General features: G+C 66.9%; 20 protein-coding genes and 1 tRNA gene. 8 read left to right on the forward strand and 13 right to left on the reverse strand.

Annotated elements, in window-relative coordinates:
* Positions 1 to 5: 5 nt before the first annotated feature.
* From AAK988_RS07720 to purF, 10 genes are all read right to left on the reverse strand, one after another.
* Positions 6 to 2,528, reverse strand: a complete 2,523-nt coding sequence (locus tag AAK988_RS07720) for a VanW family protein (protein ID WP_369872432.1) — start codon at positions 2,526 to 2,528, stop codon at positions 6 to 8.
* A complete protein-coding gene (locus tag AAK988_RS07725; protein WP_369872433.1) occupies positions 2,515 to 3,183 on the reverse strand; it encodes a CDP-alcohol phosphatidyltransferase family protein in 669 nt (222 codons plus the stop codon). Before AAK988_RS07725 ends, AAK988_RS07720 begins: the two co-directional genes overlap by 14 nt.
* A 212-nt stretch (positions 3,184 to 3,395) precedes the next feature.
* Entirely contained in the window at positions 3,396 to 3,752 is a 357-nt protein-coding gene (locus tag AAK988_RS07730) for a 4Fe-4S binding protein (RefSeq protein ID WP_369872434.1), read from the reverse strand.
* Between the two features lie 6 nt (positions 3,753 to 3,758).
* Positions 3,759 to 4,847 (reverse strand): hydrogenase large subunit, encoded by a 1,089-nt coding sequence (locus tag AAK988_RS07735; protein ID WP_136433022.1) that lies wholly within the window; start codon positions 4,845 to 4,847, stop codon positions 3,759 to 3,761.
* 1 nt (position 4,848) lies between these two features.
* A complete protein-coding gene (locus tag AAK988_RS07740; RefSeq protein ID WP_369872435.1) occupies positions 4,849 to 5,586 on the reverse strand; it encodes an NADH-quinone oxidoreductase subunit C in 738 nt (245 codons plus the stop codon).
* Between the two features lie 6 nt (positions 5,587 to 5,592).
* Positions 5,593 to 6,036, reverse strand: coding sequence for an NADH-quinone oxidoreductase subunit B family protein (locus AAK988_RS07745; protein ID WP_135969865.1), 444 nt, complete (start codon positions 6,034 to 6,036; stop codon positions 5,593 to 5,595).
* Positions 6,037 to 6,048: 12 nt separating this feature from the next.
* A complete protein-coding gene (locus AAK988_RS07750) occupies positions 6,049 to 6,918 on the reverse strand; it encodes an NADH-quinone oxidoreductase subunit H (RefSeq protein WP_369872645.1) in 870 nt (289 codons plus the stop codon).
* Between the two features lie 16 nt (positions 6,919 to 6,934).
* Positions 6,935 to 8,869 (reverse strand): NADH-quinone oxidoreductase subunit 5 family protein, encoded by a 1,935-nt coding sequence (locus AAK988_RS07755; RefSeq protein ID WP_369872436.1) that lies wholly within the window; start codon positions 8,867 to 8,869, stop codon positions 6,935 to 6,937.
* A 206-nt stretch (positions 8,870 to 9,075) separates the two neighbouring features.
* Positions 9,076 to 10,362, reverse strand: coding sequence for a branched-chain amino acid transport system II carrier protein (gene brnQ / locus AAK988_RS07760; protein ID WP_369872437.1), 1,287 nt, complete (start codon positions 10,360 to 10,362; stop codon positions 9,076 to 9,078).
* A 219-nt stretch (positions 10,363 to 10,581) separates the two neighbouring features.
* Entirely contained in the window at positions 10,582 to 11,985 is a 1,404-nt protein-coding gene (gene purF / locus AAK988_RS07765; protein WP_135969868.1) for an amidophosphoribosyltransferase, read from the reverse strand.
* A 214-nt stretch (positions 11,986 to 12,199) separates the two neighbouring features.
* On the opposite strand from purF, the gene AAK988_RS07770 reads away from it, so the two are divergent.
* The 5 genes from AAK988_RS07770 (at position 12,200) to dapF (ending at position 18,947) form a co-directional block, all read left to right on the forward strand.
* On the forward strand, positions 12,200 to 13,399 hold the full coding sequence (locus AAK988_RS07770; RefSeq protein ID WP_369872438.1) for a class II glutamine amidotransferase: 1,200 nt from the start codon (positions 12,200 to 12,202) through the stop codon (positions 13,397 to 13,399).
* A gap of 5 nt (positions 13,400 to 13,404) precedes the next feature.
* A complete protein-coding gene (locus AAK988_RS07775; protein ID WP_369872646.1) occupies positions 13,405 to 14,919 on the forward strand; it encodes a glutamate synthase-related protein in 1,515 nt (504 codons plus the stop codon).
* A 14-nt stretch (positions 14,920 to 14,933) separates the two neighbouring features.
* Complete coding sequence (locus AAK988_RS07780) at positions 14,934 to 15,731, forward strand: GltB/FmdC/FwdC-like GXGXG domain-containing protein (RefSeq protein ID WP_242369991.1); 798 nt, start codon at positions 14,934 to 14,936, stop codon at positions 15,729 to 15,731.
* Positions 15,732 to 15,826: 95 nt separating this feature from the next.
* Complete coding sequence (locus tag AAK988_RS07785) at positions 15,827 to 17,920, forward strand: glutamine synthetase III family protein (protein ID WP_160324413.1); 2,094 nt, start codon at positions 15,827 to 15,829, stop codon at positions 17,918 to 17,920.
* Between the two features lie 37 nt (positions 17,921 to 17,957).
* The gene (gene dapF / locus AAK988_RS07790; protein ID WP_242369990.1) at positions 17,958 to 18,947 is read left to right on the forward strand and encodes a diaminopimelate epimerase; all 990 of its coding nucleotides are present in this window, start codon (positions 17,958 to 17,960) and stop codon (positions 18,945 to 18,947) included.
* Positions 18,948 to 19,105: 158 nt separating this feature from the next.
* Here dapF and AAK988_RS07795 read toward each other — a convergent pair whose 3' ends face one another.
* The 3 genes from AAK988_RS07795 to AAK988_RS07805 form a co-directional block, all read right to left on the reverse strand.
* On the reverse strand, positions 19,106 to 20,323 hold the full coding sequence (locus AAK988_RS07795) for an LL-diaminopimelate aminotransferase (protein ID WP_242369989.1): 1,218 nt from the start codon (positions 20,321 to 20,323) through the stop codon (positions 19,106 to 19,108).
* Positions 20,324 to 20,570: 247 nt separating this feature from the next.
* Positions 20,571 to 20,647: transfer RNA gene (locus tag AAK988_RS07800), tRNA-Pro, on the reverse strand.
* 122 nt (positions 20,648 to 20,769) lie between these two features.
* The gene (locus AAK988_RS07805; protein ID WP_321194031.1) at positions 20,770 to 21,417 is read right to left on the reverse strand and encodes a helix-turn-helix transcriptional regulator; all 648 of its coding nucleotides are present in this window, start codon (positions 21,415 to 21,417) and stop codon (positions 20,770 to 20,772) included.
* 182 nt (positions 21,418 to 21,599) lie between these two features.
* On the opposite strand from AAK988_RS07805, the gene AAK988_RS07810 reads away from it, so the two are divergent.
* The 3 genes from AAK988_RS07810 (at position 21,600) to AAK988_RS07820 (ending at position 23,375) form a co-directional block, all read left to right on the forward strand.
* Positions 21,600 to 22,451 carry a hypothetical protein gene (locus tag AAK988_RS07810; RefSeq protein WP_369880583.1) on the forward strand — a complete coding sequence of 284 codons (852 nt, stop codon included), beginning with the start codon at positions 21,600 to 21,602 and terminating at the stop codon, positions 22,449 to 22,451.
* A 142-nt stretch (positions 22,452 to 22,593) separates the two neighbouring features.
* Entirely contained in the window at positions 22,594 to 22,923 is a 330-nt protein-coding gene (locus AAK988_RS07815; protein WP_160324417.1) for a type II toxin-antitoxin system RelB/DinJ family antitoxin, read from the forward strand.
* Positions 22,920 to 23,375: a PIN domain-containing protein gene (locus AAK988_RS07820; RefSeq protein ID WP_369880585.1), complete on the forward strand. Its 456-nt coding sequence runs from the start codon at positions 22,920 to 22,922 to the stop codon at positions 23,373 to 23,375. The genes AAK988_RS07815 and AAK988_RS07820 overlap by 4 nt, the downstream gene beginning before the upstream one ends.
* Positions 23,376 to 23,393 lie beyond the last annotated feature (18 nt).

The raw sequence follows: 23,393 nt of genomic DNA on the forward strand, positions 1-23,393 counted from the left end.
TCCTCCTATTCCTCATCATCCGATGGCCCGGGTTGCTCCCCGGCCCCTCCGTCCTCTTCCCCTGCATCCTCTTCCTCGGGCTCGCGCGCGGCGCCGGCCACCACCTCATCCCAGGGGCGGCCCTCCTCGGGCGGCGGCTCGGTGCTCTCGGGCTCGTCGGGCTCGCGCTCGGTGCCCGGAAGATTCGGGCCCTCCACGACCACCTCGTCGACGGGCGCGTAGTTCGAAGCGAAGTCCTCCTGGTGGAGCAGGTTGCCCGAGCGGTCGCGCACCGTGCGGTGCACCGTGACGCGGCGCCCGTCGGCCCCCTTGGTCTTCACGTAGTGGGTGCCCGCCGGCTCGTTCTCGTCGACCTTCGTGCGCTTCTTGAAAGGATCGCCCGCCTCCCAGTCGCCGGTCTCGGCCGTGACCACGTAGCCCGGATCGATGCCGAAGAGGGAGACCGTGAGGGTCGAGTCGGTGTAGCGGGTGCGCACGAGCACGTCGGAGGAGCTGTCGTTCACCCACGCCAGATCCAGATCAGGATACGCGATGGCGGCATCGCGGCCGGTGGGATAGCTGGAAATGTACAGGGAGTGGTTTCGGCGCTCGGTCACGGGGAAGCCGGACTCGAAGACGGCGTTGAACACCGTGGTGGCCACCTGGCAGATACCCCCGCCGATGGCGTCCTCGTACTCGCCGTTCACGATGGCGTTGGCGGCCTGGAAGCCGTTGGCCTCGTTGGCCTCGCCCATGACGTCGTTGAAGGACCACTCTCCGCCGTCGGCGGCCGCGATGGAGTCGGTCAGGCGGTCGGCCGCGTGGTGGATGTTGTGGCGGCGGTTAGCGGTGCCGGGGCCGTCGTTGTACTCGGTGGTGAAGGTGGCGATCTCGCCGATGAGCCCCAGCTCCACGGCCTCGTCGAAAGTGGCTCGCTCAGGGGCTTCCCCCCAGCCGATCTCCACGGCCACCGGACCGGCGACAGGTGCGCCGGTCCGGTCGAATTCTCCGAACAGCGCCTCGCGGGCCGCCGTGAGCGCCTCGGCCACGAGCGGGTAGCGGGAGCCGGCCCCCGTGGACACCCACACCTCCCCGTCGGCCTTCTTGAAGGAGACGGTGACCGCCGAGGCGAAGCCGGCGTCGCGGATGCGGGCCACCAGATCGGCCCGGGCGACCTGCTCGTCGAGCACGGGAGCCAACACGAAGCCGTCGCCGGACGGCCGCACCTCGGTATCCATCCAGGCGCCGAGCTCGGCGCCGGACAGGGTCCAGGACGTGCCCTCGAAGGTAAAGGTGGCACCCCCGTCGAGAGCCGCCTGCACGGCGGCGCGGGCACGCTCGGCGGCGGCCTCGTCGATGCGCAGGGGCGCCCAGGCGGCCTCGGCCACGAAAGAGACGGCCTCCGGAGCGTCGCCGAGGAAGCCCTCGGTGAGCAGCGCCGTGAAGTGATCGCGATCGACGATGGTGCCCTCGTGGCCCTCCACGAGGCGCACCTGGCCCTCCTCCACGGCCACGTCCCAATCCTGGCGCGGCTCGCCGATGGTGGCGTCGATGTCGGCGGCGAGAGTCTCCACGGCATCGTCGTCGAAGGCCAGGCGCACGGGCACAGCAGCGCCGTCGACGAGGGCCGACCAACGCTCGGCGATGCCGCCGTCGCGCCCCACGGCGAAGGCCTCGTCTACAAGCTCGCTCACGGGCAGATGCGCCCCCAGGGTGCCGGCCTCGGCCACCCACAGCAGCTTATCGGCCCGGGCCTCCTCCACCGAGAGCTGCTCGGCTTGGGCCTCTTGCTCGGCCAGCTCGGTGCCCACGTCCACAGAGGCCGCGGCCTCCTCGCTCGCGAACACGATGGCCCGCCCGCGGCTGGCGCGATCGCCGTAGGCGCCGCTCACGGCGGCGCGGGCCTCCTCAAGGGTCATGCCGGACACGTCCACCGAGCCGATGGACACACCGGCGTAGATGCGGTTCTCGTTGATGACGCGGTCGGCACCGTAGGCGCCCCCCAGAAGGAGCCCGATGAGCAGCAGCGTGGCCAGAGCCGCGGGCAGCCCGCGCCGGCGACGGCCGCGAATAGTGGAGGGCTGGACGCGGGGCGCGTCGTAGTCGGACGCCCTCTTCTTCCCCCGGCCGTGTCGGCCGCCGTCGGCCGCCGAGGGGCGCTGCGCGGCCGGCCGGGACCGGGGCGTGCGATCGGGGCGGCCCGTGGGCCGGGCCGGGACCGCCGGCCGCGAGCCCCGGCCGCCCTCGGCGGCGACGGCGCGATGGGCTCCGATGGAAGACGGGGCGGGCCGAGCGGGCCGGGGCCGCCGATCCGCAACCCGATCGCGATCGCCCTCGATCGAACGGGAGCCGCGGGCAGCGTCGGCCGCCTCGGGGCGGGGGCGCCGCGGGGCGGGGGCTCCCTCCGCGCGGGATCGCTGCGATCCGGAGGCATCCCGCGCCCCGCGCGAGGCGCGGTCGTCCCGCACCGAGGGCATGGACAGCGACGAGGGGGCCTTGCGGCGCGTGGGCCGGACCGGCCGGCCCTCCCCTTCCCTACGCGGCGCCATGACCGGCGAGCCTTTCCCGGGCGAGGGCGTCCCGCAGCTGCCGCACGGCGGCCACGGTATAGTAGACGGTCACTCCGAGCGAGAGCACGAGTCCGGCGTAGATGAACCAGATGCCCCAGGACACGGGAGCTCCGTTGAAGCCGGGCAGCCAGGATAGGTCGCACCAGCCCAGGCCGGGAACGAGAGGCCAGTTGAGCAGCAGCCCCGAGAACCCGATGAAAAGGAAGGTGGTGGCGAACTTGCCCGGATAGACCACCGGCACGCGGATACGGAAGCGGGAGATGAGCCAGCCGCCGCCGATGAGCAGGTAGGCGTCGCGCACCACCACGACGACGATGACCCACAAGGGGATGCGGCCGACGAGGAACACACCGAGCACGCCGGTGATCATGAGGATGCGGTCGATGGCAGGGTCGAGCAGCTGGCCCAAGCGGGTGACCGTGTGGGTGCGCCGGGCAATCTGCCCGTCGAGGAAGTCGGTGGCCGCGGCCGTGGCGAACACGAGAGTGGCGGCCAGATTGAGACCCTGCAGCAGCAGGGCGAGGTAGAGCGGCACCATGAGCAGGCGGATGAGGGAGATCACGTTGGCCACGGTGAAGACCTTGTGAGACACCTCGTCGGCGGCTCCCCGGGGGTTCTTCGCGTTCTCGGCCATAGAATGCACTTCCTCTTCTCAAAAAGTCCGGACTCCCCGAGGAGCCCGGACTGTCATGCCAGCTGATGCAATTCTATCAGATGCCCCGCGCCCACAGAGCATCGCCACGAAACTTAACGCCCCGTTCACCTTACTTTTCCGTCACCATGACCGGCATCGGCCGACGGCCGACGGGGAAATGCGAGGCGCCCGGCCGAGGGCCGACCGCTCCCCTAGGCCGAGGCCTTGGGATCGGGCACCTCCACCACCGTGCACGACTGCGCTGTGGCGATGGGGGTATAGCTCGGCAGCATATGCAGGCAGGCTTTGGGGCAGGCGCGCACGCAGCTGCCGCACTGGACGCAGCGAAACGGGTCGATGGCCCAGGTGCGCTCCTTCTTCTCCACGACGATGGCATCGGCCGGACAGGCCTTGGCGCAGATGCCGCAGAGGATGCACAGGGACGCGTCGTTGACGATGTGACCCTTCAGACCGGCCGGGGCCGGCTTGGTCTCGAGGGGGTACAGCAGGGTCTCCGGCTTCTTGAACAGCGATCCGAAGGTCATGCCCCCCAGTTTGAAGCTTCCCATGGCGGCCTACCTTTCCGTGCAGCTGATGCAGGGGTCGATGGTCAGGATGATCATGTTCACGTCGGCCAGATCGCATCCCTTCAGGGCCACGGTCATGCCGGCGAGGTTCTGCGAGGTTGGCGTGCGGATGCGCATGCGCTCCAGGTTCTTAGAGCCGTTGCCGCGGGCGTAGTAGTAGCACTCGCCGCGGGGCTGCTCCAACACGTTGGAGGCCTGGGCCCCGTCGGCCGGGGCGCCCTTCACGGCCACCTCGATATCGCCGGCGGGGATCTTCGCCGCCAGCTCCTTGATGATCTCGATGGACTGGAGCACCTCCAGGCAGCGCACCTTCACGCGGGCGTAGCAGTCGCCCTCGGTGGCCACGATGGGCTGGAAGTCGGCCAGGTCGCCATAGGCCCCCTTGCCGAAGGAGCGCACGTCGTAGGGCAGGTTGGAGGCGCGAGCGAAGGGACCGACCATGGATAGCGAGCGGGCATCCTCGGTGGAGATGTGGCCCACGCCCACGGTGCGGTTCTTCACCGAGGTGTCGGTGAGCAGGGTGTTCATGATCTTGGTGTAGTCGTCCTTCAGCCCATCGAGTACCGCGATGATCTCGGCCATCTGGGTGGCGTCGATGTCGCGCACCACGCCGCCCACCTTCACCACAGACAGGATCACGCGGCCGCCGGTGGTCTTCTCGAACAGGTCGAGCACGCGCTCGCGCAAACGCCAGCAGTGCATGAACATGGACTCGAAGCCGAAAGCGTCGGCGGCCAGGCCCAGCCACAGCAGGTGCGAATGCACGCGGGACAGCTCGTGCCAGATGATGCGCAGGTACTCGGCGCGCTTGGGAATCTCCACGCCCATGAGCGACTCCACCGTCTCTGCGTAGCCGATGGAGTGGCCCGTGGCGCAGATGCCGCAGATGCGCTCGGCGATGTAGATGAACTGGTTGTAGTCGCGGGTCTCCACGAGCTTCTCCAGGCCGCGGTGCACGAACCCGATCTGCGGGAGCACGTCCACGACGGTCTCGTCCTGCACCACCAGATCGAGGTGCAGAGGCTCCGGCAGCACGGGGTGCTGCGGGCCGAAGGGAATGACGGTCGCCTTGCCCATGCTACTTCCCCTTCCCGGCTGCGGCCGCAGCCTTCTTGGCCTTCGCCTCCAGAGCGGCGCGCACCTTGGCGGCCTTCTCCGGATCGAGGCCCGCGATCTTGGCCTGGATCTCCTCCTCGGTCAGCGCCGCCGACGGGGCCGAAGTGGCCGGGGCCGTCTCGACAGCGGCCGCGGCGGCCTTCTTGGCCTTGGCCTCCATGGCCGCGCGCACTTTGGCGGCCTTCTCGGGATCCAGCCCGGCGATCTTGGCCTGAATTTCCTCTTCGGTGGGACTGGCGACGGTGGCAGGAGCAGCCGGTGCGGCCTGCTCCTTCTGGGCCGCGGCCTCCTTGGCGGCCTTGGCGGCGGCGATCTTCTTCGCCTTCTCGCGGGCGGCCAGCTGCTCGGGGCTCACCACGGTCATGGGGGCCTTCTCGGCCAGCTGGTAGAACATGCCGCCGAAGTCGATGGCGATGTTCTCGATGGCCACGCCGTACAGGTCGTGGATCTCGTTCTCACAGACGAAGGCCTCCAGGAACAGGTCGGTGATGGAGGGCACCGCATCATCGGCGCCCACGGCCGCGACCGTGTCGTTCTCCAGCAGGCCGTCCTTCATGTAGGAGTACACCAGATCGATGCCCTCCTCGGTGTTCACCGCGAGGATCTGCACATAGCGCCAGCCCTCCTCGGCGCGGCGGGCGGCCAGATCGTGCACCTCGGCCAGGGGCACCTCGTTGAACACTTGGCTGAATCGGTCCATGGGCGCTCACGCTCCCTTCTTGGCGGCCTTCATCGCCGCCGACTTCTCGTCGAGTTTGGCCACGCCGGCCACGATGGCGTCGATGAGCTGCTCGGGGCGCACGGCACAGCCGGGGGCGTACACGTCCACGGGAATGGCCTTGTCAACGCCGCCGATGACATTGTAGCAGTCGTGGAACACCCCTCCCGAGCAAGCGCAGATGCCGCAGGCCACGACGACCTTCGGCTCCAGCATCTGCTCGTAGATCTCACGCACCACGCCGATATTCTGCTCGTTCACGCTGCCGGTGACGAGGAAGATGTCGGCATGCTTGGGGTTGCCGGTGTTGATGACGCCGAACCGCTCGCCGTCGAAGCCGGGGCAGAGCGTGGCCAGCACCTCGATGTCGCAGCCGTTGCAGCTGGAACCGTCGTAGTGGATGACCCAGGGCGATTTCGATGCGAATGCCATTTTCGTCCCTCCTTACAGAAACGCCAGCACGGCGATGTTCACGCCGCCGGCCACGAGGGCCACGAGCCACGCCGACTTGAACATGAACTGCCACTTCACGCGGGCGAAGTTGTTGTCGATCCATATCTCCAGGAAGTACACGACCGCCACAGCGACGAGCGCCGCGATGAGGGAAAGCGGGCCGCCCCAGACGAAGAACAGACCGATCCAGCCCATGAACAGCACGTTCTCGCACCAGTGCATGATCTCCACCAGACCCAAGGTCGAGCCGCTCATCTCAGTGGTCACGCCGCGGACGATCTCCTGGTGGGCGTGGTGGGACAGCGCCAGGTCGAAGGGCGACTTGCGCAGCTTGATGGTGAGGATGAACAGCACCCCCAGAAACACCAGGCCGATGGTGCACACCGCCGGATGCGGAAGCCCGAAGGCGGCGGCCACATCGAAGGAGCCGGTCACCTGGAAGAACGCCACGGCCATGAGCAGCACCATGGGCTCGTAGGACATCACCTGGAGCGTCTCGCGGGCCGCGCCCGCCTCGGCGTAGGGGCTGCGGGTGGAATAGGCCGCCATGATGAAGAACAGGCTGGAGAGCGTGATGACGAACACGCACAGAAGCAGGTTGCCGCCGGAGAAGAAGATGCCGCCGGCGAGCACGGCGAACAGGAGGGCCGCCCCCACGTAGACGCGCTCGACGGCGTTCACACTGGCGCGCTCCTTCTCGAAGAGCTTGCGCACATCGTAGTAGGGCTGCAGAAGCGGCGGCCCCACGCGGCCCTGCATGCGGGCCGAGATAATGCGGTCGAGGCCGGCGAGCAGGCACCCGACCACCGGCGCGACGAGCGCGAACAGGAGGGTGCCGATCAGGGTCGTCAGCAAAGTCATCTCAATCACACCCTTCCTAGAAGACCAACGGGGTCACGACGAAGGCCACCACGAACGCGGCCACCATGATGAGCGAGTTGAACACCACGCCCACCGGCGCGATGCGGGCCTCGCCGAACACCGATTCCATGTACCAGTTGCGCGTCGTGGCCTCGGCAGTGCCGGACAGGGCGTTCTGGAAGGAGCGCGCATCGCCGTCGCGGCTCACGCCGGCCAGGTACACGTCCACCGTGCGGCCCTTGGGCTTGGCGCCCGCACCGGCGAACAGGACGACGACCACGATGACGGTGCACAGCGAAGCCAGCCACAGGTTGTCGGCGGAGATGTCCTGGCCGACGGTGCCGTAGACACCGAAGATGTAGGGCTCCACGACGGCAGCGGAGATGAGGGGCAGAAACACGCAGCCGAGCACGAGCAGGCAGGCCATGAGCAGCAGGGCCGTCCACTCCGTGGGCTTCACGGTCGTCTCCACGTTCTCCGGCGAGCCGGCGATGCCGGCCAGCTTGCCGAGCCACTTGGCCCAGAACATGAACGTGGCGGCGCTACCGAAGGCGAGGATCACGATGAGGGCCACCTGGCCGGCGTCCACGAAGGACACGAGCGTGGCCCATTTCGCCATGAGCATGCCGAAGGGGGCGATGAACATGGCCATGATGCCGAGCATCATGAAGCGGGCCAGGCGCGGCATGCGGTCGAACAGGAGATCCATGTCCTCGATGTCGCGGCTGCCGATGTGGTGCTCGGCGGTGCCGACACACAGGAACAGCAGCGACTTCGCGATGGCGTGGAACAGGATGAGGAAGGTGGCTGCCCACACAGCCTCGGGGGTGCCCACGCCGGCGCAGGCCGTGATGAGGCCGAGGTTGGCGATGGTGGAGTAGGCCAGCACCCGCTTGGCGTTGGATTGGGAGATGGCCATGAAGGAGCAGAGCACGAAGGTGATGGCGCCCACGAGCATGACCATGATGGAGGGGGCCGGGGCCACGGCGAGCACCGGAGCCAGCTTCACCAGCATGAACACGCCGGCCTTCACCATGGTGGACGAGTGCAGCAGGGCGCTCGTGGGGGTGGGGGCCACCATGGCGCCCAGAAGCCAGGTCTGGAAGGGCATCTGGGCCGCCTTCGTGATGCCGGCGAAGGCCAGGGCCGTCACGGCGAAGGTGACGATGGCCGGCTCGTTCACGCCGATGACGAGGAAGTCCAAAAACGAGAACGTGCCCACGGTGATGGCGCAGGAGTACAGGGCCGCGAGAAAGCCCAGGCCGCCGGCCAGGTTCATGACGATCTGGCGGAAGGCGTTGTTGATGGCCTCCTCGGTGCGGGTGTAGCCGATGAGCAGGAAGGAGCACACCGTGGTGACCTCCCAGCCCGTGAACATCCACTCCATGTTGTTCGAGAACACGATGGCGAACATGGCCGCCAGGAACACGAACATGAGGGCGAAGAACAGCGGGCGGCGATCGGCGGCGCCTTCGGGCTGGTGGGCCTGGAAGTCCTCCATATAGCCGAGGGCGTACACGCAGATGCCGCTGCCGATAACGCCGATGATGAAGGCCATGAGCAGCGACAGCGAGTCGAAGTAGAGCCCGTAGGGCACCTCGATCTCGTGGGCGAAGACGAATTCCAGCACGAGCGTGCCGACGATCTGCACCGCGGCCAGGGCGATGGCCAGGGCGTTCTTGTAGCGCACACCGAACGCGATGATGACTGCGGCGATGAGCGCCGAGATGCCCGTGCAGACGAAGTCGACCACCTCGCTCTCGAACGAGAACAAGACGGTGGCCGTCCCCAGATTCATCACCACGAGCGCCACCGACGCCGCCGCGATGACCGCTGCCGCCGCGCACACGATGACCCGACGCGGGCCGTCATGGCGCACGAACAAGAGTACCGCTGCGACGATGAGGGGGAACACGATGAGGAAGCCGAGCAGTCCGAGACTGAGTTCCATACAGGATCCTCCTTACCCTTCTCTTCGGCCCGATACGGCGGAATCTATCCGCCCCGCCCGGGCAAGACCCTGAAGATCTTCGCTCTACCATAGCAAAGAACCGCGTCCCGGGCCGTCCCTTTCCCTGATGGAGGGGCTAATGCTCGGTAAAAGGGTACGGGTGGTTGTGCACCTGCACTAAAATTCGGCGTCCCCGGGCCGCCCGATCAGGGCCGCGGAAGGGGCGCCCTGCCGTCGAACCGGCGCCCCAGAAGGGCGCCGGCCGCAGCGCCGATGAGGGCCGGGGGCAGCCAGCTGAAGCCGAAGACGTAGAGGGGCGCGGCCTCCACGAAGGCGAGGGCGCCGGTGAGGTCGTGGGCGGTCAGAAGCAGGCTCGCCCCCACGGCCGCCAGGGCGGCCCCCTTGAAGGTCCAGGTGGAGCGGATATGCCGGCGGAACAGCAGCAGCACCACGGTGATCATGAACGGCGGGCAGATGACCGACAGCACCGGGGCCGCCAGGCTGATGATGGTGGTAAGACCCAGGTTGCAGATGAGCAGGGCGATGACCACCACGGTGATGAGAGCCGCCCGGTAGCCGACGCGCCGGTCGGTGATGCGCTCCACGTAGGCCGCTGTAGCTCCGACGAGCCCCGCGGCCGTGGTCAGGCAGGCGAATCCCACCACCACGCCGAGCACCATGAGGCCGGTGCGCCCCATGAGCTGCTCGGTGATGAGGGTGATGAGGGTGGCCTGGTTCACATCGGCGGGCACCACCGTGGCCGCCGTGGCCCCCAGATAGGTGAGGCCGCCGTAGACCAGGGTCAGCAGCACGCAGGCCACCAGGCTCGCCCGGGCCGTCACCGACAGCTGGCTCTTCCCGTCGGCATAGCCCGCGGCCCGCACCGACTCCTGCACGATGAGGGCGAAGCCCACCACGGCGAGGATGTCCATGGTCTGGTAGCCCGCCGAGATGCCGTCGGCCACCACCGTGGCCGTCTCGGGAGCGCCCACGGGGCCGAGCGGCGTGGCGATGCCGGCCGCCACCATGACGACGATGCCGGCTACGAGCACCGGGGTGAGCACCTTGCCCACGATGTCCACGATGCGGACGGGGCGCAGGGTGAGCAGCAGCACCACGGCGAAGAACAGCAGCGAGAAGGGCAGAAGGCCGATCTGGTCGCCGAGCAAGGGGGCGATGGACATCTCGTAGGTGGTGGCGGCCGTGCGGGGGCTCGCGATGATGACGCCAGTGCACAAAATGGCGGCGGTGTTCAGCACGAGGGCCGCCCGCTTGCCCAGCACCCCCTCGATGGAGAGGATGGAGCCGCCGGCGCGGTTGATAGCCACGACCCCGATGCAGGAGATGACCACGTCCACGAAGACGAAGCAGGCAAGGCCGATGGGCCACTGATCGCCGGATTCCAGGCCGAGGAACGGCGGGAAGATGAGGTTGCCGGCCCCGAAGAACATGGCGAACAGCGCCAATCCGATTACCAGCGCGTCCTTGTTCATGGGCCTCCCTCTCTCACACGCGGTCTCGCACATACCGTACCGCCCACGGAACCCATTGTCCGCGTACGAGAGGGACATGATGACGGAAGGGCGCCCCGGTTACCCGCTCAACGCCAAAGCGGCATAAAATCGTCAAGGGGTGCCGGGGCGCCTCTCGAAGGGGCGGGCGCGGCCAAGGGAGTCCGCGCACCTGGAAACGGCGCTGCCGGGGGCGCGGCGCTACAGCGGGCGGGGCACCGGGTAGCTTCCCGTGAAGCACGCCTCGCACCACCCCTGGTGACGCGCTCCGCCGACAGCCCGGTGCAGCCCTTCCAGGGAGATGAAGGCCAGCGAATCGCAGCCGATCCACTGCCGCATCTCCTCGGTGGTGCGCCCGGCGGCCAGAAGCTGATCGCGGGTGGCCGTGTCGATGCCGTAGAAGCAGGGCCAGCGCACCTCCGGGCTCACGATGCGCAGGTGCACCTCGGCCGCCCCCGCCTCGTAGAGCATGGACACCAGCTGGCGGCTCGTGCTGCCGCGCACGATGCTGTCGTCGATGACCACGAGGCGCTTGCCCGCGATAACGCTGGGCAGCGGGTTCAGCTTCAGGGTGATGCCCCGCTCCCGCATGGCCTGGGTGGGCTGGATGAAGGTGCGGCCCACGTAATGGTTCTTCACGATGCCGAAGGCGTAGGGAATGCCGCTCGCCTCGGCATAGCCCACCGCCGCCGGCGTCCCGGAGTCGGGCACGCCGATCACCGCGTCGGCCTGAACGGGGGCCTCCGCCGAGAGTATGGCCCCCATGGCCCGGCGCGCCTGGTAGACGCTCTGCCCGTCGATGATGCTGTCGGGGCGGGCGAAGTACACGTACTCGAAGATGCAGGAGGCGCGCCGCGGCGCCGCTCGCCCGCTCTCGGCGACCAGCCCCTCGCGCCCGAGGCGCACCACCTCGGCCGGCTCCACATCGCGCACGTAGGCCGCGCCCGCGATATCGAGCCCGCAAGTCTCAGAGGAGACGACCCAGCCGCCTTCGGGCAGGCGCCCGATGCACAGCGGGCGAATGCCGTGCGGGTCGCGGAAGGCGTAGAGGGCCCGGGGCGTGGCCAAGATCATGGCATAGGCGCCCTCAAGCACATCCATGGCCTGCCGTATGCCCTCGCGCACCGATCCGGCCCGGCGGACCGCCCGCGCGATGACGTGGGCCGCCACCTCGCTATCGGTGCCCGCGGCGAAGACGGCCCCCTCGGCCTCAAGCGACGCTCGCAGCGCCTCGGTGCCGAGGAGCGTGCCGTTGTGAACCAAGGCGATGGACTCCGCATCGATGGTCGACAGGTGGGGCTGGGCGGCATCCCGCGAGGAGGCGGCCCCACTTGTGGAATAGCGCACGTGCCCCACGGCCAGCGAGCCGCCCAGCTCTTCCATCACCGCATCGTCGAACACCTGGGTGACCAGGCCCACATCCTTGTGGCAGCGCAGCGTCTCCCCATCCCCCACGGCGATGCCAGCGCTCTCCTGGCCCCGATGCTGCAGGGCCTGCAGACCAAAGCCCGCGAGGCGGGCCACATCCTCGCCGGGGGCGTACACTCCGAATACACCGCAGGCTTCCTCCAGGGCATCGGGCATTTCGCAGACAACGGTTTCCATGGCGCGCATCGCTCCTCCAACGACGTATTGGGGCCGTCCTTCTTATCGGCGGTCTCCCATGGTAGCCGACAAACGCGGGTGCAGAGGCGCGCGGGCCGGGAGGAAATGCGCTGGAAACAAGACCCGTACCAAGCGGAAACAAAGTTGACCCTCCCGCGTAACGTTGGGGGCCTAGCATGGGGACGCTGAAAACCACGAACGAGGAGTCGCAGCTATGACACGCAGGAACATTCCCCGCGAGGGCGAGGTTCGCATCCCCTCGGGCTGCGCCATCGCGGGCATCATGGATCGCAGCGGCGCGCGCCACGACGGAGGCGACATCCTGCGCTCCATCGCGCTCATGCACGATCGGAGCAACGGGCTGGGCGGCGGGTTCGCCGCCTACGGCATCTACCCCGACTACGCCGACCTGTACGCCTTCCATATTATGTACGAGAGCCGCGAGGCCCGCGCCGCCGCCGAGGCCTATCTGGAGCACTTCTACCTCTGCGAGAAGCAGGAGCGCATTCCCACCGAGGAGCACCCGGCCATCAAGAACCCGCCGGACATCTGGCGCTATTTCATGGCGCCGCATCCCATGCGCCTGGCCGCGAGCGGGCTGGACGAGGCGGAGTACACCATGCAGCACGTCTTCCATATCAACGGGAAGATCGAGGGCGCCTTCGTGGCCTCGTCGGGCAAGGACATGGGCGTGTTCAAGGGCGTGGGATACCCCGAGGACATCGGCGCGTTCTACCGCATCGGCGACTACCGCGCCTGGGCCTGGACGGCCCACGGGCGCTTCCCCACCAACACGCCCGGCTGGTGGGGCGGGGCGCACCCCTTCACCTTGCTGAACTGGTCGGTCGTCCACAACGGCGAGATTTCCAGCTACGACGCGAACCGCCGCTACGTGGAGCAGTTCGGCTACGACTGCGAGCTGCAGACCGACACCGAGGTCATCACCTACCTGTTCGACCTTCTGGCCCGCCGCCACGGCCTGTCCCAGCAGATGGCCGCCCACATCATGGCAGCCCCCTCCTGGCGCGACATCGACGCCATGGAACCCGACCGGGCCGCCTTCGAGACGGCGCTGCGCACGGTGTACGCCAGCGCGCTCGTGAACGGGCCCTTCTCCATCATCGTGGGCTCCGAGGAGGGGCTTTTGGCCCTGAACGACCGCTTGAAGCTGCGGGCGCTCATGGTGGCCGAGAAGGGGCCGATAGTGTATCTGGCCAGCGAGCAGGCGGCCATCCAGGTGGTGTGCCCCGACGCGGAGAACGTGCGCTCCATCGAGGGCGGCGTGCCCTTCGTGGTGCAGCGCGACGATGTGGCGGCCGCCAAGGCCGGCGAGGCCGCGGAGAACCGGGCGGTGCGCGACTGGCCGCTGGAACACGAAGTGGGCGTGCTGCCCCGCAAGAGAAGGGAGGCGTGAGCGCCATGGATGCTACGACCAACTGCGTGCTCCCCCGCTACCGGGTCGTGCGCGACGAGGCGGCCTGCACCGGCTGCGCCCAGTGCGTGCGCTCCTGCGCCAACGGCGTGCACCGCCTGCGGAAAGACCCCGATCGCATCGTCATCAACTCCCGCGCCTGCGTGAACTGCCAGCGCTGCGTGGTGTTCTGTCCCGAGCTGGCCCTGACTATCCGGCCGTGGCCCCAGATGGGCACCGGCTCGTCCACCTGGACGGCCGAGGCCATGGCCGACATCGCCAAGCAGGCCCAGACCGGCGCCGTGCTGCTGTCGTCCATGGGAACGCCCGCCCCCTACCCCATCTACTGGGACCATTTGCTGCTGAACGCGAGCCAGGTGACCAATCCCTCCATCGATCCCTTGCGCGAGCCCATGGAGACCCGGGTGTTTTTGGGCAGCCGGCCCGAGATCCTCAAGATCAACGAGCGCGAGCGGCGGGTGGTGGAGCCCCTGCCGCCGCAGCTGAAGCTCGATGCGCCGATCATGTTCTCGGCCATGTCCTTCGGCTCCATCTCGCTGAACGCCCAGAAGGCCCTGGCTTTAGCCGCCACCGAGCTGGGCACCTTCTTCAACGTGGGCGAGGGCGGCATGCACCGCGACCTGGAGCCCTTCGCCGACCACGCCTTCGCCCAGGTGGCGTCGGGGCGCTTCGGCGTGGACGCGCACTACCTGAACACGGCAGCGGCCATCGAGATCAAGATCGGCCAGGGCGCCAAGCCCGGCATCGGCGGACACTTGCCCGGGGAGAAGATCAACAGCGAGGTGTCGCGCACCCGCATGATCCCCGAGGGCAGCGATGCCATCTCCCCGGCACCGCACCACGACATCTACTCCATCGAGGATTTGCGTCAGCTTATCTTCTCCATCAAGGAGGCCACCGGCTACCGCAAGCCCGTGGCGGTGAAGATCGCCGCCGTGCACAATGCCGCCGCCATCGCCAGCGGCATGGCCCGCACCGGCGCCGACATCATCGTGGTGGACGGCTTGCGCGGGGGCACCGGCGCCGCCCCCAAGCGCATCCGCGACGCGGTGGGCATTCCGGTGGAGCTGGCCCTGGCCGCCATCGACCAGCGTTTGCGCGACGAGGGCATCCGCTCCACGGTGAGCTTGGTGGCCAGCGGCTCCATCCGCAACTCCGCCGACGTGGTGCGCGCCATCGCCCTGGGGGCCGACGCCTGCTCCATCGGGTCGGCGGCCCTCATCGCCATGGGATGCCATCAGTGCCGCGACTGCTCGAGCGGCCGATGCAACTGGGGCATCGCCACCCAGCGTGCGGCACTCACCGAGCGGCTGCAGCCCGAGGAGGCGGCCGAGCGCGTGGTGAACCTCGTGCGGGCGTGGACCGCCGAGATTCAGGAGATGATGGGCGGCATGGGCATCAACGCCGTGGACAGCCTGCGGGGCAACCGCCTGATGCTGCGCGGCGTGGGGCTCAACGAGAAGGAACTGGACATCCTCGGCGTGAAGTACGCCGGCGAGTAGGACGGGAGGAAGCCATGACCGACGCGACCCACACCCTGGACGCCGGGAAAGCCGAGGCGGCCGCAGGCACGGCGGCCTTGGCCGGCGGGACGGCCACAGGCGAGGTGGCTCTCGGGCTCGCCCACTTCAAGGAGGCCAACGAGCAGGTGCGGAAGGCCCTGGCGGGCGCCGATGCCGTCGTCGTCCGCGATGCGAACGCCCAGCGCTACCTCGGCTGCGCGCTGCCCGCGGGCAAATCGCTCGACATCCTCGGCACTCCCGGCAACGATTTGGGCTGCTACCTGGATGGCGGCGCCATCGTCGTGCACGGCAACGGCCAGGACCAGGTGGGCAACACCATGAACGACGGCGCCATCGTCGTACACGGGCGCATCGGGGACGCCGCCGGCTACGCCATGCGCGGGGGCACCATCCTCGTGCGCGGCGACTGCGGCTGGCGCGCGGGCATCCACATGAAGGAGTACGCAGGCAAGCGCCCGGCCATCGTCATCGGCGGAGATGCCGGCGCCTTCCTCGGCGAGTACATGGCCGGCGGCGTGATCGTCATCGGGGGCACGCCCGGCGACTATGTGGGCACCGGCATGCACGGCGGGGTGATCTACCTGCGCCATCCCTTAAGCACCGAGCGCATCATGGACGGCCTTATCCAGGAACCTGTCGGAGAGGAGGACATCCCTCAGCTTGCCGCGCTGCTCGCCGCCTACGACGAGGCTTTCGCGAGCGAGGGCCCGCCCTTGGGCGGCGACCCGGGCAGCTGGTACTGCCTGCGTGCCGCAAGCGCCCGCCCCTACGGCGGCCTGTACGCCCACTAGGCCGACCCGCTGCCGTACCTGTCGTTCCACCTGTCGCTTTACTGTCGTTTCACCTGTATTCGCTCTGAGCACCGCCTACAGAAAAGGAGATTCCCATGACGAACGTTCCCGAGATCTACGGCTCCCTTGTGTTCAACGAGTCCACCATGCGCGAGCGCCTGCCCAAAGCCACTTACAAGCAGCTCATGGACACCATCAAGGAGGGCGCGCCGCTTGCGCCCGAGGTGGCCAACGTGGTGGCCCACGCCATGAAGGAATGGGCCATCGAGAAGGGCGCCACCCACTACACCCATTGGTTCCAGCCGCTTTCCGGCATCACCTCCGAGAAGCACGATGCCTTCGTGGACCCCACCTCCGACGGCCACGCCATCATGACCTTCTCGGGCAAAGAGCTCATTCAGGGCGAGCCGGATGCCTCCAGCTTCCCCTCCGGCGGCCTGCGCGCCACCTTCGAGGCCCGCGGCTACACCGCCTGGGACCCCACCTCCTACGCCTTCATTAAAGACGACGTGCTCTGCATTCCCACCGCCTTCTGCAGCTATACCGGCGAGGCTTTGGACAAGAAGACGCCGCTTTTGCGCTCGATGAAGGCCATCGAGACCCAGGCCCGCCGCGTGCTGGAGCTCTTCGGCGAGGAGGATGCGGGGCGCGTGGTGACCAACGTCGGCGCCGAGCAGGAGTACTTCCTCATCTCCGAGAAGGACTACGAGCGCCGCATGGACCTCATGCTCACCGGACGCACCCTGTTCGGTTATTCCCCCTGCAAGGGCCAGGAGCTGGAGGAGCACTACTTCGGCGCCATCCGTCCCACCGTGAGCGCCTACATGAAGGAGCTCGACGACGAGCTGTGGATGCTCGGTGTGCCCGCTAAGACCAAGCACAACGAGGTGGCTCCGGCCCAGCACGAGCTGGCACCCATCTATTCCGAAGCCAACCGCGGCATCGACGAGAACCTGCTCACCATGGAGAAGATGCGCCTTCTGGCCAGCCGCTACGGCCTGGTGTGCCTGCAGCACGAGAAACCCTTCGAGGGCGTGAACGGGTCGGGCAAGCACAACAACTGGTCCATCTCGGCTGGCAGCAAGAACCTGCTGGACCCGGGCGAGCACCCCATGGACAACCTGCGCTTTTTGGTGTTCCTCGCCGGCGTGGTGCAGGCCGTCGACGATTACCAGGAACTGCTGCGCATGACCGTGGCCAGCGCGGGCAACGATCATCGTCTGGGGGCCAACGAGGCGCCCCCGGCCATCATCTCGATGTTCCTCGGCGACGAGCTGGGAGCGGTCGTGAACGCGCTCATCGAGGGCCGCGACTACAGCGAGGCAGACCGCGTGTCCATGGACCTCGGCGTAAGCGTGCTGCCCAACTTCCAGAAGGACAACACCGACCGCAACCGCACGAGCCCCTTCGCCTTCACGGGCAACAAGTTCGAGTTCCGCATGCCTGGCTCGGCGGTGAACCTGTCGGACGCGAACATGGTGCTGAACACGGCCATGGCAAAATCGCTGAAGGACTTCGCCGACGCCCTGGAGGGCAAGACCGGCGACGAGTTCGTACAGGCGGCCTGGGATTACGTGAAGCAGACCCTGCGCGATCACGAGCGCATCATCTTCAACGGCAACGGGTACTCCGCCGAGTGGGAAGAGGAGGCCGCCCGTCGCGGCCTGGCCAACCACAAGACCACGGCTGATGCGCTGCCCTGCTTCGTGGCGCCGAAGTCCATCGAGCTGTTCGAGGAGTTCGGCGTGCTCTCCGAAAGCGAGGTGCGCAGCCGCTACGAGGTGAAGCTGGAGAAGTACAACAAGCTCATCAACATCGAGGCCCGCGTGATGCGACGTATGATGCGGCGGCTGTACCTGCCGGCCATCAGCGCCTATGCCGCTAAGGTGGCCGACCACATCACCTCGGTGAAGACAGCCATGCCCACCGCCAACACATCTGCCCAGGAAGCCCAGCTCGCGCGTATTATGGACGGACTGAACGACGCCCAGGAGAAGTTCGATGCCCTGGCCGCCAAGCACAGGGAGATCGTGAAGATCGACGACGCCCAGGCCGCGGCGAACGCCAACGCCCACGAGCTGCTGCCGCTCATGGAGAGCCTGCGCGAGACCGTGGACAACCTGGAGATTCTCGTGCCCGACAGCGATTGGCCCGTGCCGTCGTACAATGAGATCCTCTTCTATGCCTAGGCGCGCGCGACGAGATATTCAGGGAAAGGTGATGACCATGGAGATAACAGGAGCAGGCGTTGCGGGTCGCTACCCCTTCGCGAAGCTGCACGGGCTCGGCAACGACTTCGTGTTCTTCGACGACCGCGACGAGACGATGGATGTGTCGATTGACCAGGTGAAGCACTTGTGCGACCGGCGGTTCGGCATCGGGGCCGACGGGGTCATTCTTGTGCGCCCCGCCCGCCTCGAGGGCTGCGACGGGCTCATGTACTACATCAACGCCGACGGAACCTTGGCCCAGATGTGCGGCAACGGCGTGCGCTGCTTCGCGAAGTACGTGGTGGACCGCGGCATCGTGGATGCCGCGCGCGGCAGCCTGACCGTGGAGACCCTGGCCGGGCCGCGTGCCATCCGCTTCACGATGGACGAGGCCGGCAAGCTTGCCATGGCCCAGGTGGACATGGGCGCCCCCGTTCTGGCGGCCGCCGAGGTTCCCTTGAATGCCGCCGCGGCCGACGAGGCCTGGCCCGTAGTGCTAGAAGAGCGCGCCACGCGCCCCTGCGATGGGCAGGCGCGTTCTTCCGCCACGGCACTGACGCTGGCCTACCCCACCGGCCCCTCGTTCGCCTTCGTCGGTGTGTCCATGGGCAACCCCCACGCCGTGTGCCTCATCGACGACTGGGAGGCGCTGCCCGCCCATCTGTTCAAGGGCGGCGAGAAGTCGCTGGACACCTTCGACGTGGACGCCGTGGGCGCCTACTTCGAGAGCCATCCCGCCTTCCCCGAGAAGACCAACGTGGAATTCGCCTGCATGGATGATAGCGGCATCGCCATGCGCGTCTTCGAGCGCGGCTGCGGCGAGACCATGGCCTGCGGAACCGGCGCCTGCGCGACGCTGGTGGCCGCGGCCCTCACCGGGCGCTCCGAGCGCGAGAACGACGTGCGCCTGCGCGGGGGCACCCTGCATATTCTCTGGGACGAGACCGACCACGTCATCATGACCGGCCCGGCCGAGGAGGCCTTTACCGGCGAAGTGGAGCTGTAACCCTCCGCGGCAGTCGGGCGCTCGCGCGAAGCCCCTATCCCCCGGCACGACAACGCCCCCGCAATCATGGCGAAAGCCGCGATTGCGGGGGCGTTTCACGTGCAGGGCAAGCTTTGAGGGCGCGGACGCGCGGCGGGGAGCGCGCTCGAGTGGTACCGCTAACCGAGGGCGCGGATGCGCTCCATGGCCCGCTCGGCGTCGGCCCGCTCGCCGAAGGCGGTCAAGCGCACGTAGCCCTCGCCGGCCGGGCCGAAGCCGGCCCCGGGCGTGGTAATGATGGCCGCCTCGTTCAAAAGCCGGTCGAAGAACTCCCACGATCCCATGCCCTCGGGCGTCTTGCACCAGATATAGGGGCTGTTCACCGCACCGTACACGGTGTAGCCGGCCGCCTCCAGCCCTTCTCTGATGAGACGGGCGTTGTCCTGGTAGTACGCGATAGTCTCGCCCACCTGGCGCGCGCCTTCCGGCGTGTAGATGGCCTCGGCTCCGCGCTGGATCACATAGGAGGCGCCGTTGAACTTGGTGCACTGGCGGCGATTCCACATATCGTGCAGGCTCTGCCCGCCGCGCACGAGAGCCCGCGGCACCACGGTGTAGCCGCAGCGGGCCCCCGTGAAGCCGGCGGTCTTCGAGAACGAGCGGAACTCGATGGCGCAGGTTTCGGCACCGGGCACCTCGTAGATGGAGTGGGGCACGTCGGCATCCACGATGAAGCGCTCATAGGCCGCATCGAACATGATGACGGCATCGCAATCGTTGGCGTAGTCCACCCAGGTCTGGAGCTGATCGCGCGTGAGCACAGTGCCGGTGGGGTTGTTCGGGCTGCACAGGTAGATGATGTCCACGGGCACCTCGGGCAGCGCCGGGCAGAAGCCGTTCTCAGCCGTGGTGGGCATGTAGACGATGTTCTCCCAACGCTGGGACGCCTCGTCGTAGTCGCCGGCGCGCCCAGCCATGGCATTGGAGTCCACGTAGACGGGGTACACCGGGTCGCACACGGCGATGACGTTGTCGGTGGCGAAGATGTCGCCGATGTTGCCGCAATCCGACTTGGCGCCGTCGGAGATGAAGATCTCATCAGCATCGACGCTCACGCCCCGCGCCGCGAAATCGCCCTGGGCGATGGCCTCGCGCAGGAAGGCGTAGCCCTGCTCGGGACCGTAGCCGTGGAACGTTTCGGCCGTCGCCAGGTCGTCCACGGCACGGTGCATGGCCTCAATGACCGCCGGCGCAAGCGGCCGCGTCACATCGCCGATTCCCATGCGGATCAGATCGGCATCGGGATGCTTCGCGGCAAACGCCGCCGTGCGCCGTGCGATCTCCGAGAAGAGATAGCTTCCTGGCAGTTTTCCGTAGTTCTCGTTGACGTGTGCCATGACCTTGCCTTTCTCGCGGTTTTGCCCATTGTAGGCGAGCTCTGTTACCCGTAGGTTTCGGCTGCCCGAAACGGCCAGGATGCCATCCCGCGAACGGCCAGTCAGCCTGAGCGCGCCCCTGGGACCGCACCGGGCCGGGCATTCCTGGCGCGCGGCACGCCGGCACGGTTGGGCCCCTGCGGCCGAAACGGAGCCGCTGAAAGCAAACAGGCTCTGACATCTTGCGATGCCAGAGCCTGAAACAAGCTGGTCGGGTTGACAGGATTTGAACCTGCGGCCCCTTGACCCCCAGTCAAGTGCGCTACCAAACTGCGCCACAACCCGTGATGCGTTTAAGCCTCTGCTCAAACAGCTTGATTATAATAACCTTACCCCGGAAGCATTGCAAGAGAAATTTTTTCACTTTTATCCCCAACGGCGCCGCTGCCCGCAAGCGGCGGCCCGTCTTACCGCTCCAGTCCCAGACGTTCGGCCAAATCGCCTCGGCGGTTGATGCCGAGCTTGCGGTACAAGTTGCGGATATGGGTCTTCACGGTATTGGGCGAGACGACGAGCTCGCTGGCCACCTCGGAGGCAGTTCGCCCGGTCGCGAGCAGCACGAGCACATCCTCTTCGCGGCGGGTGAGGTCGAAGACCCGGGCCACCCATGCGCATCTCGCGGTCAACCCGCACTCGTCATATGCAGGCCCGCTTGCCTCCACGCCGCCGGATCGCTCGCCATCATGCGCCGGCGCGCAGCCCAGTTCTTCATCGCGCAGCCGGTCCCGATCTGGTTGCAGGACAAGCAACCTCATCCGCATCGCCTCGCGCTCCATGGCCCGTTCGCGCCAGAGCCTTCCCAGCACGAGCGTTCCCGCGCCTGCGACAACGAGCACCGTCGCGCTCCATGTGAGAGGAGCTGCCGCGCCGATAGCGTCGCGAACCATGATGGCTCCGAGCACCTGGGCCACGAAGGCGGCGCTCCAAAGTAGAGCCGTGCGCGTCGCCGTACCGTCGGGGCGCGGGGAAAAGCAAGCTCGCGCAATGGCGGCGCACGCAAGGGCGAACCCTATAAGGATAAACAGCGCCGCCCCTTCCATCACGCCGATGAACATCGAGAACCTCCTTTTGCTTCTCTGCGCTGACTCTTCTTCCATGAAACATGATTTCCCTGGTGGGCGCAAGGGTGAAAAACTTCACCATTGCCGAAGGGACCCTCCTCCTGTTAGGTTTGAGAAGCCGGCGCTGCCATCACATGCAGCCGCTATCATGGAATCGCACCAGAAGGAGGCCACCCATGCAGCAGCTTTCCCTCTCCACTCCTACCGGCCAGAGGCCGGCCCGCATCGCCCTCGGCATCGCGGGCATCGTCGCTCTCGCCCTCGTGCTCGGGTGGTTTCTCCTTCAGCTCGAACCCGCAGCCCCGCGGAAGGCCGCACCCCTCGAGACACCCTCGGCTGCGAACAGCCTCCACGATGCTGTCCACTTCGATACGACCTACGAGGTGGTGCCGGTAGCCGCCGGCGAACCGCTCAATGTGAAGGGCTTCGCGCACGGCCACGCATTCACCTACAGCGACGATGAGTGGGCCGAGGTGGCTCGCCAGCTCTCGAAGGAACGGGTGCGCGAGATTACCGAGGCGCCGGACTGGCGCTTCGAGCTCGGCGACATCGACATCCTTCCCGGAGCCGTGCATATCGTGAGCGAGGAGGCCTTCGAGGAATGGTATCCCGGCTACGATGATGCCACTGCCTACGATCCCAGTTATGCAGCGGAAGATGTGCGCATCGTGCTCGTGGACGTCTCGATTGCCAATCACGGCGATACGGCCGCCGACGCACGCTACCTCTACCTCACGTCAGCGGAACTCAAGGCGCCGGTGCAAGGCGGCCCCGCTATCATCTATCCCTCCGATGCAACCCTTCGGGCAATATACGGGGTGCCCGACGACAAGGCGCCCTTCAAGACGCTGCCAGAAGGATGGGATGCCATCGAACCCGGTGAGAGCCGAACGCTGACGCTCCCCTTCGTCGTCTACCGCAACGAGCTGGTCGGCCGCGACGCCATCGACCGGCTCTCCGCTGCCGACTTCGAGCTGCTCACCTACCGCTGCGATCCGCTGACGGTGTACACAATGCCGCTGCGCTAGAAAAGCCCGCACGCGGCGCTAGTTTCACGCGCCCCATCATGGGCTGAAACCAGCGGAGGTAGCGGCGGCCATGCTTATTCCTTGCATCACCTCTCTCGGTAGGCTACAATATGTACAACGTACAACCATATAGGAGGATTCCATGGCTACCGCCGATGCGATGGTGACGGCCCGTATGTCACCGGAGAAGAAGGAAATGGGCAACCGCATACTGGAGGATTTGGGCACGAACGCCTCCCAGGTCATCAACCAGCTCTACGACCTCGTTATCGAGAAGCGGGCGCTCCCCTTTCCCGAAGCCAAACCTCAGCCGCGTACGTTCTCGCCCCAGGAGATCGCTGAGGCGAAAGCATGGGTGCAGAGCCTGAAGGTGCTACCTCTCGATAATCACTTCGCGACGATGGCCGATGACGAGATTCGTCGCGAGCGCCTGGCTTCCCGAGGCCACTTCGATGGATGGGAGGCACAGTGAAACTGTTTGTCGATACCAATATTATCTTGGACTCTTTGGCCCGACGGCAGCCTTTCGAGAAAAAGGCCGATCTGCTCTTCAGCCTCGGTTTCTGCAAGGAGCGCGAGCTATGGACGAGCGCCTCGCAATTCACCGACGCCTTTTATATCCTCACCTCTGGTCCGCAAAAAGTATCGACTACAACGGCAAAGAGCGTTATTAAGACCCTTCTGAAGTCTTTGAATGTGTGTAACTTCACGCGACTCGAAGTTGAAACCGCCCTCGATTCGTCGTGGGACGATTTCGAGGACGCCTGTCTCTACGAATGCGCACGAAAGATGAAGGCCGATGCCATCATCACACGGAACAAGGGAGATTTCGGGCAATCGCGTATTCCCGTTATGGACTGCGACGAGTTGTTCGCCTGGCTTGAACAGGAGCACAGCCTCGTGTACGACTTCATCGATCTCTAGCGTTCGCCGCCCGACAGG

Source organism: Adlercreutzia muris (assembly GCF_041223505.1).
Lineage (GTDB): Bacteria > Actinomycetota > Coriobacteriia > Coriobacteriales > Eggerthellaceae > Adlercreutzia > Adlercreutzia muris.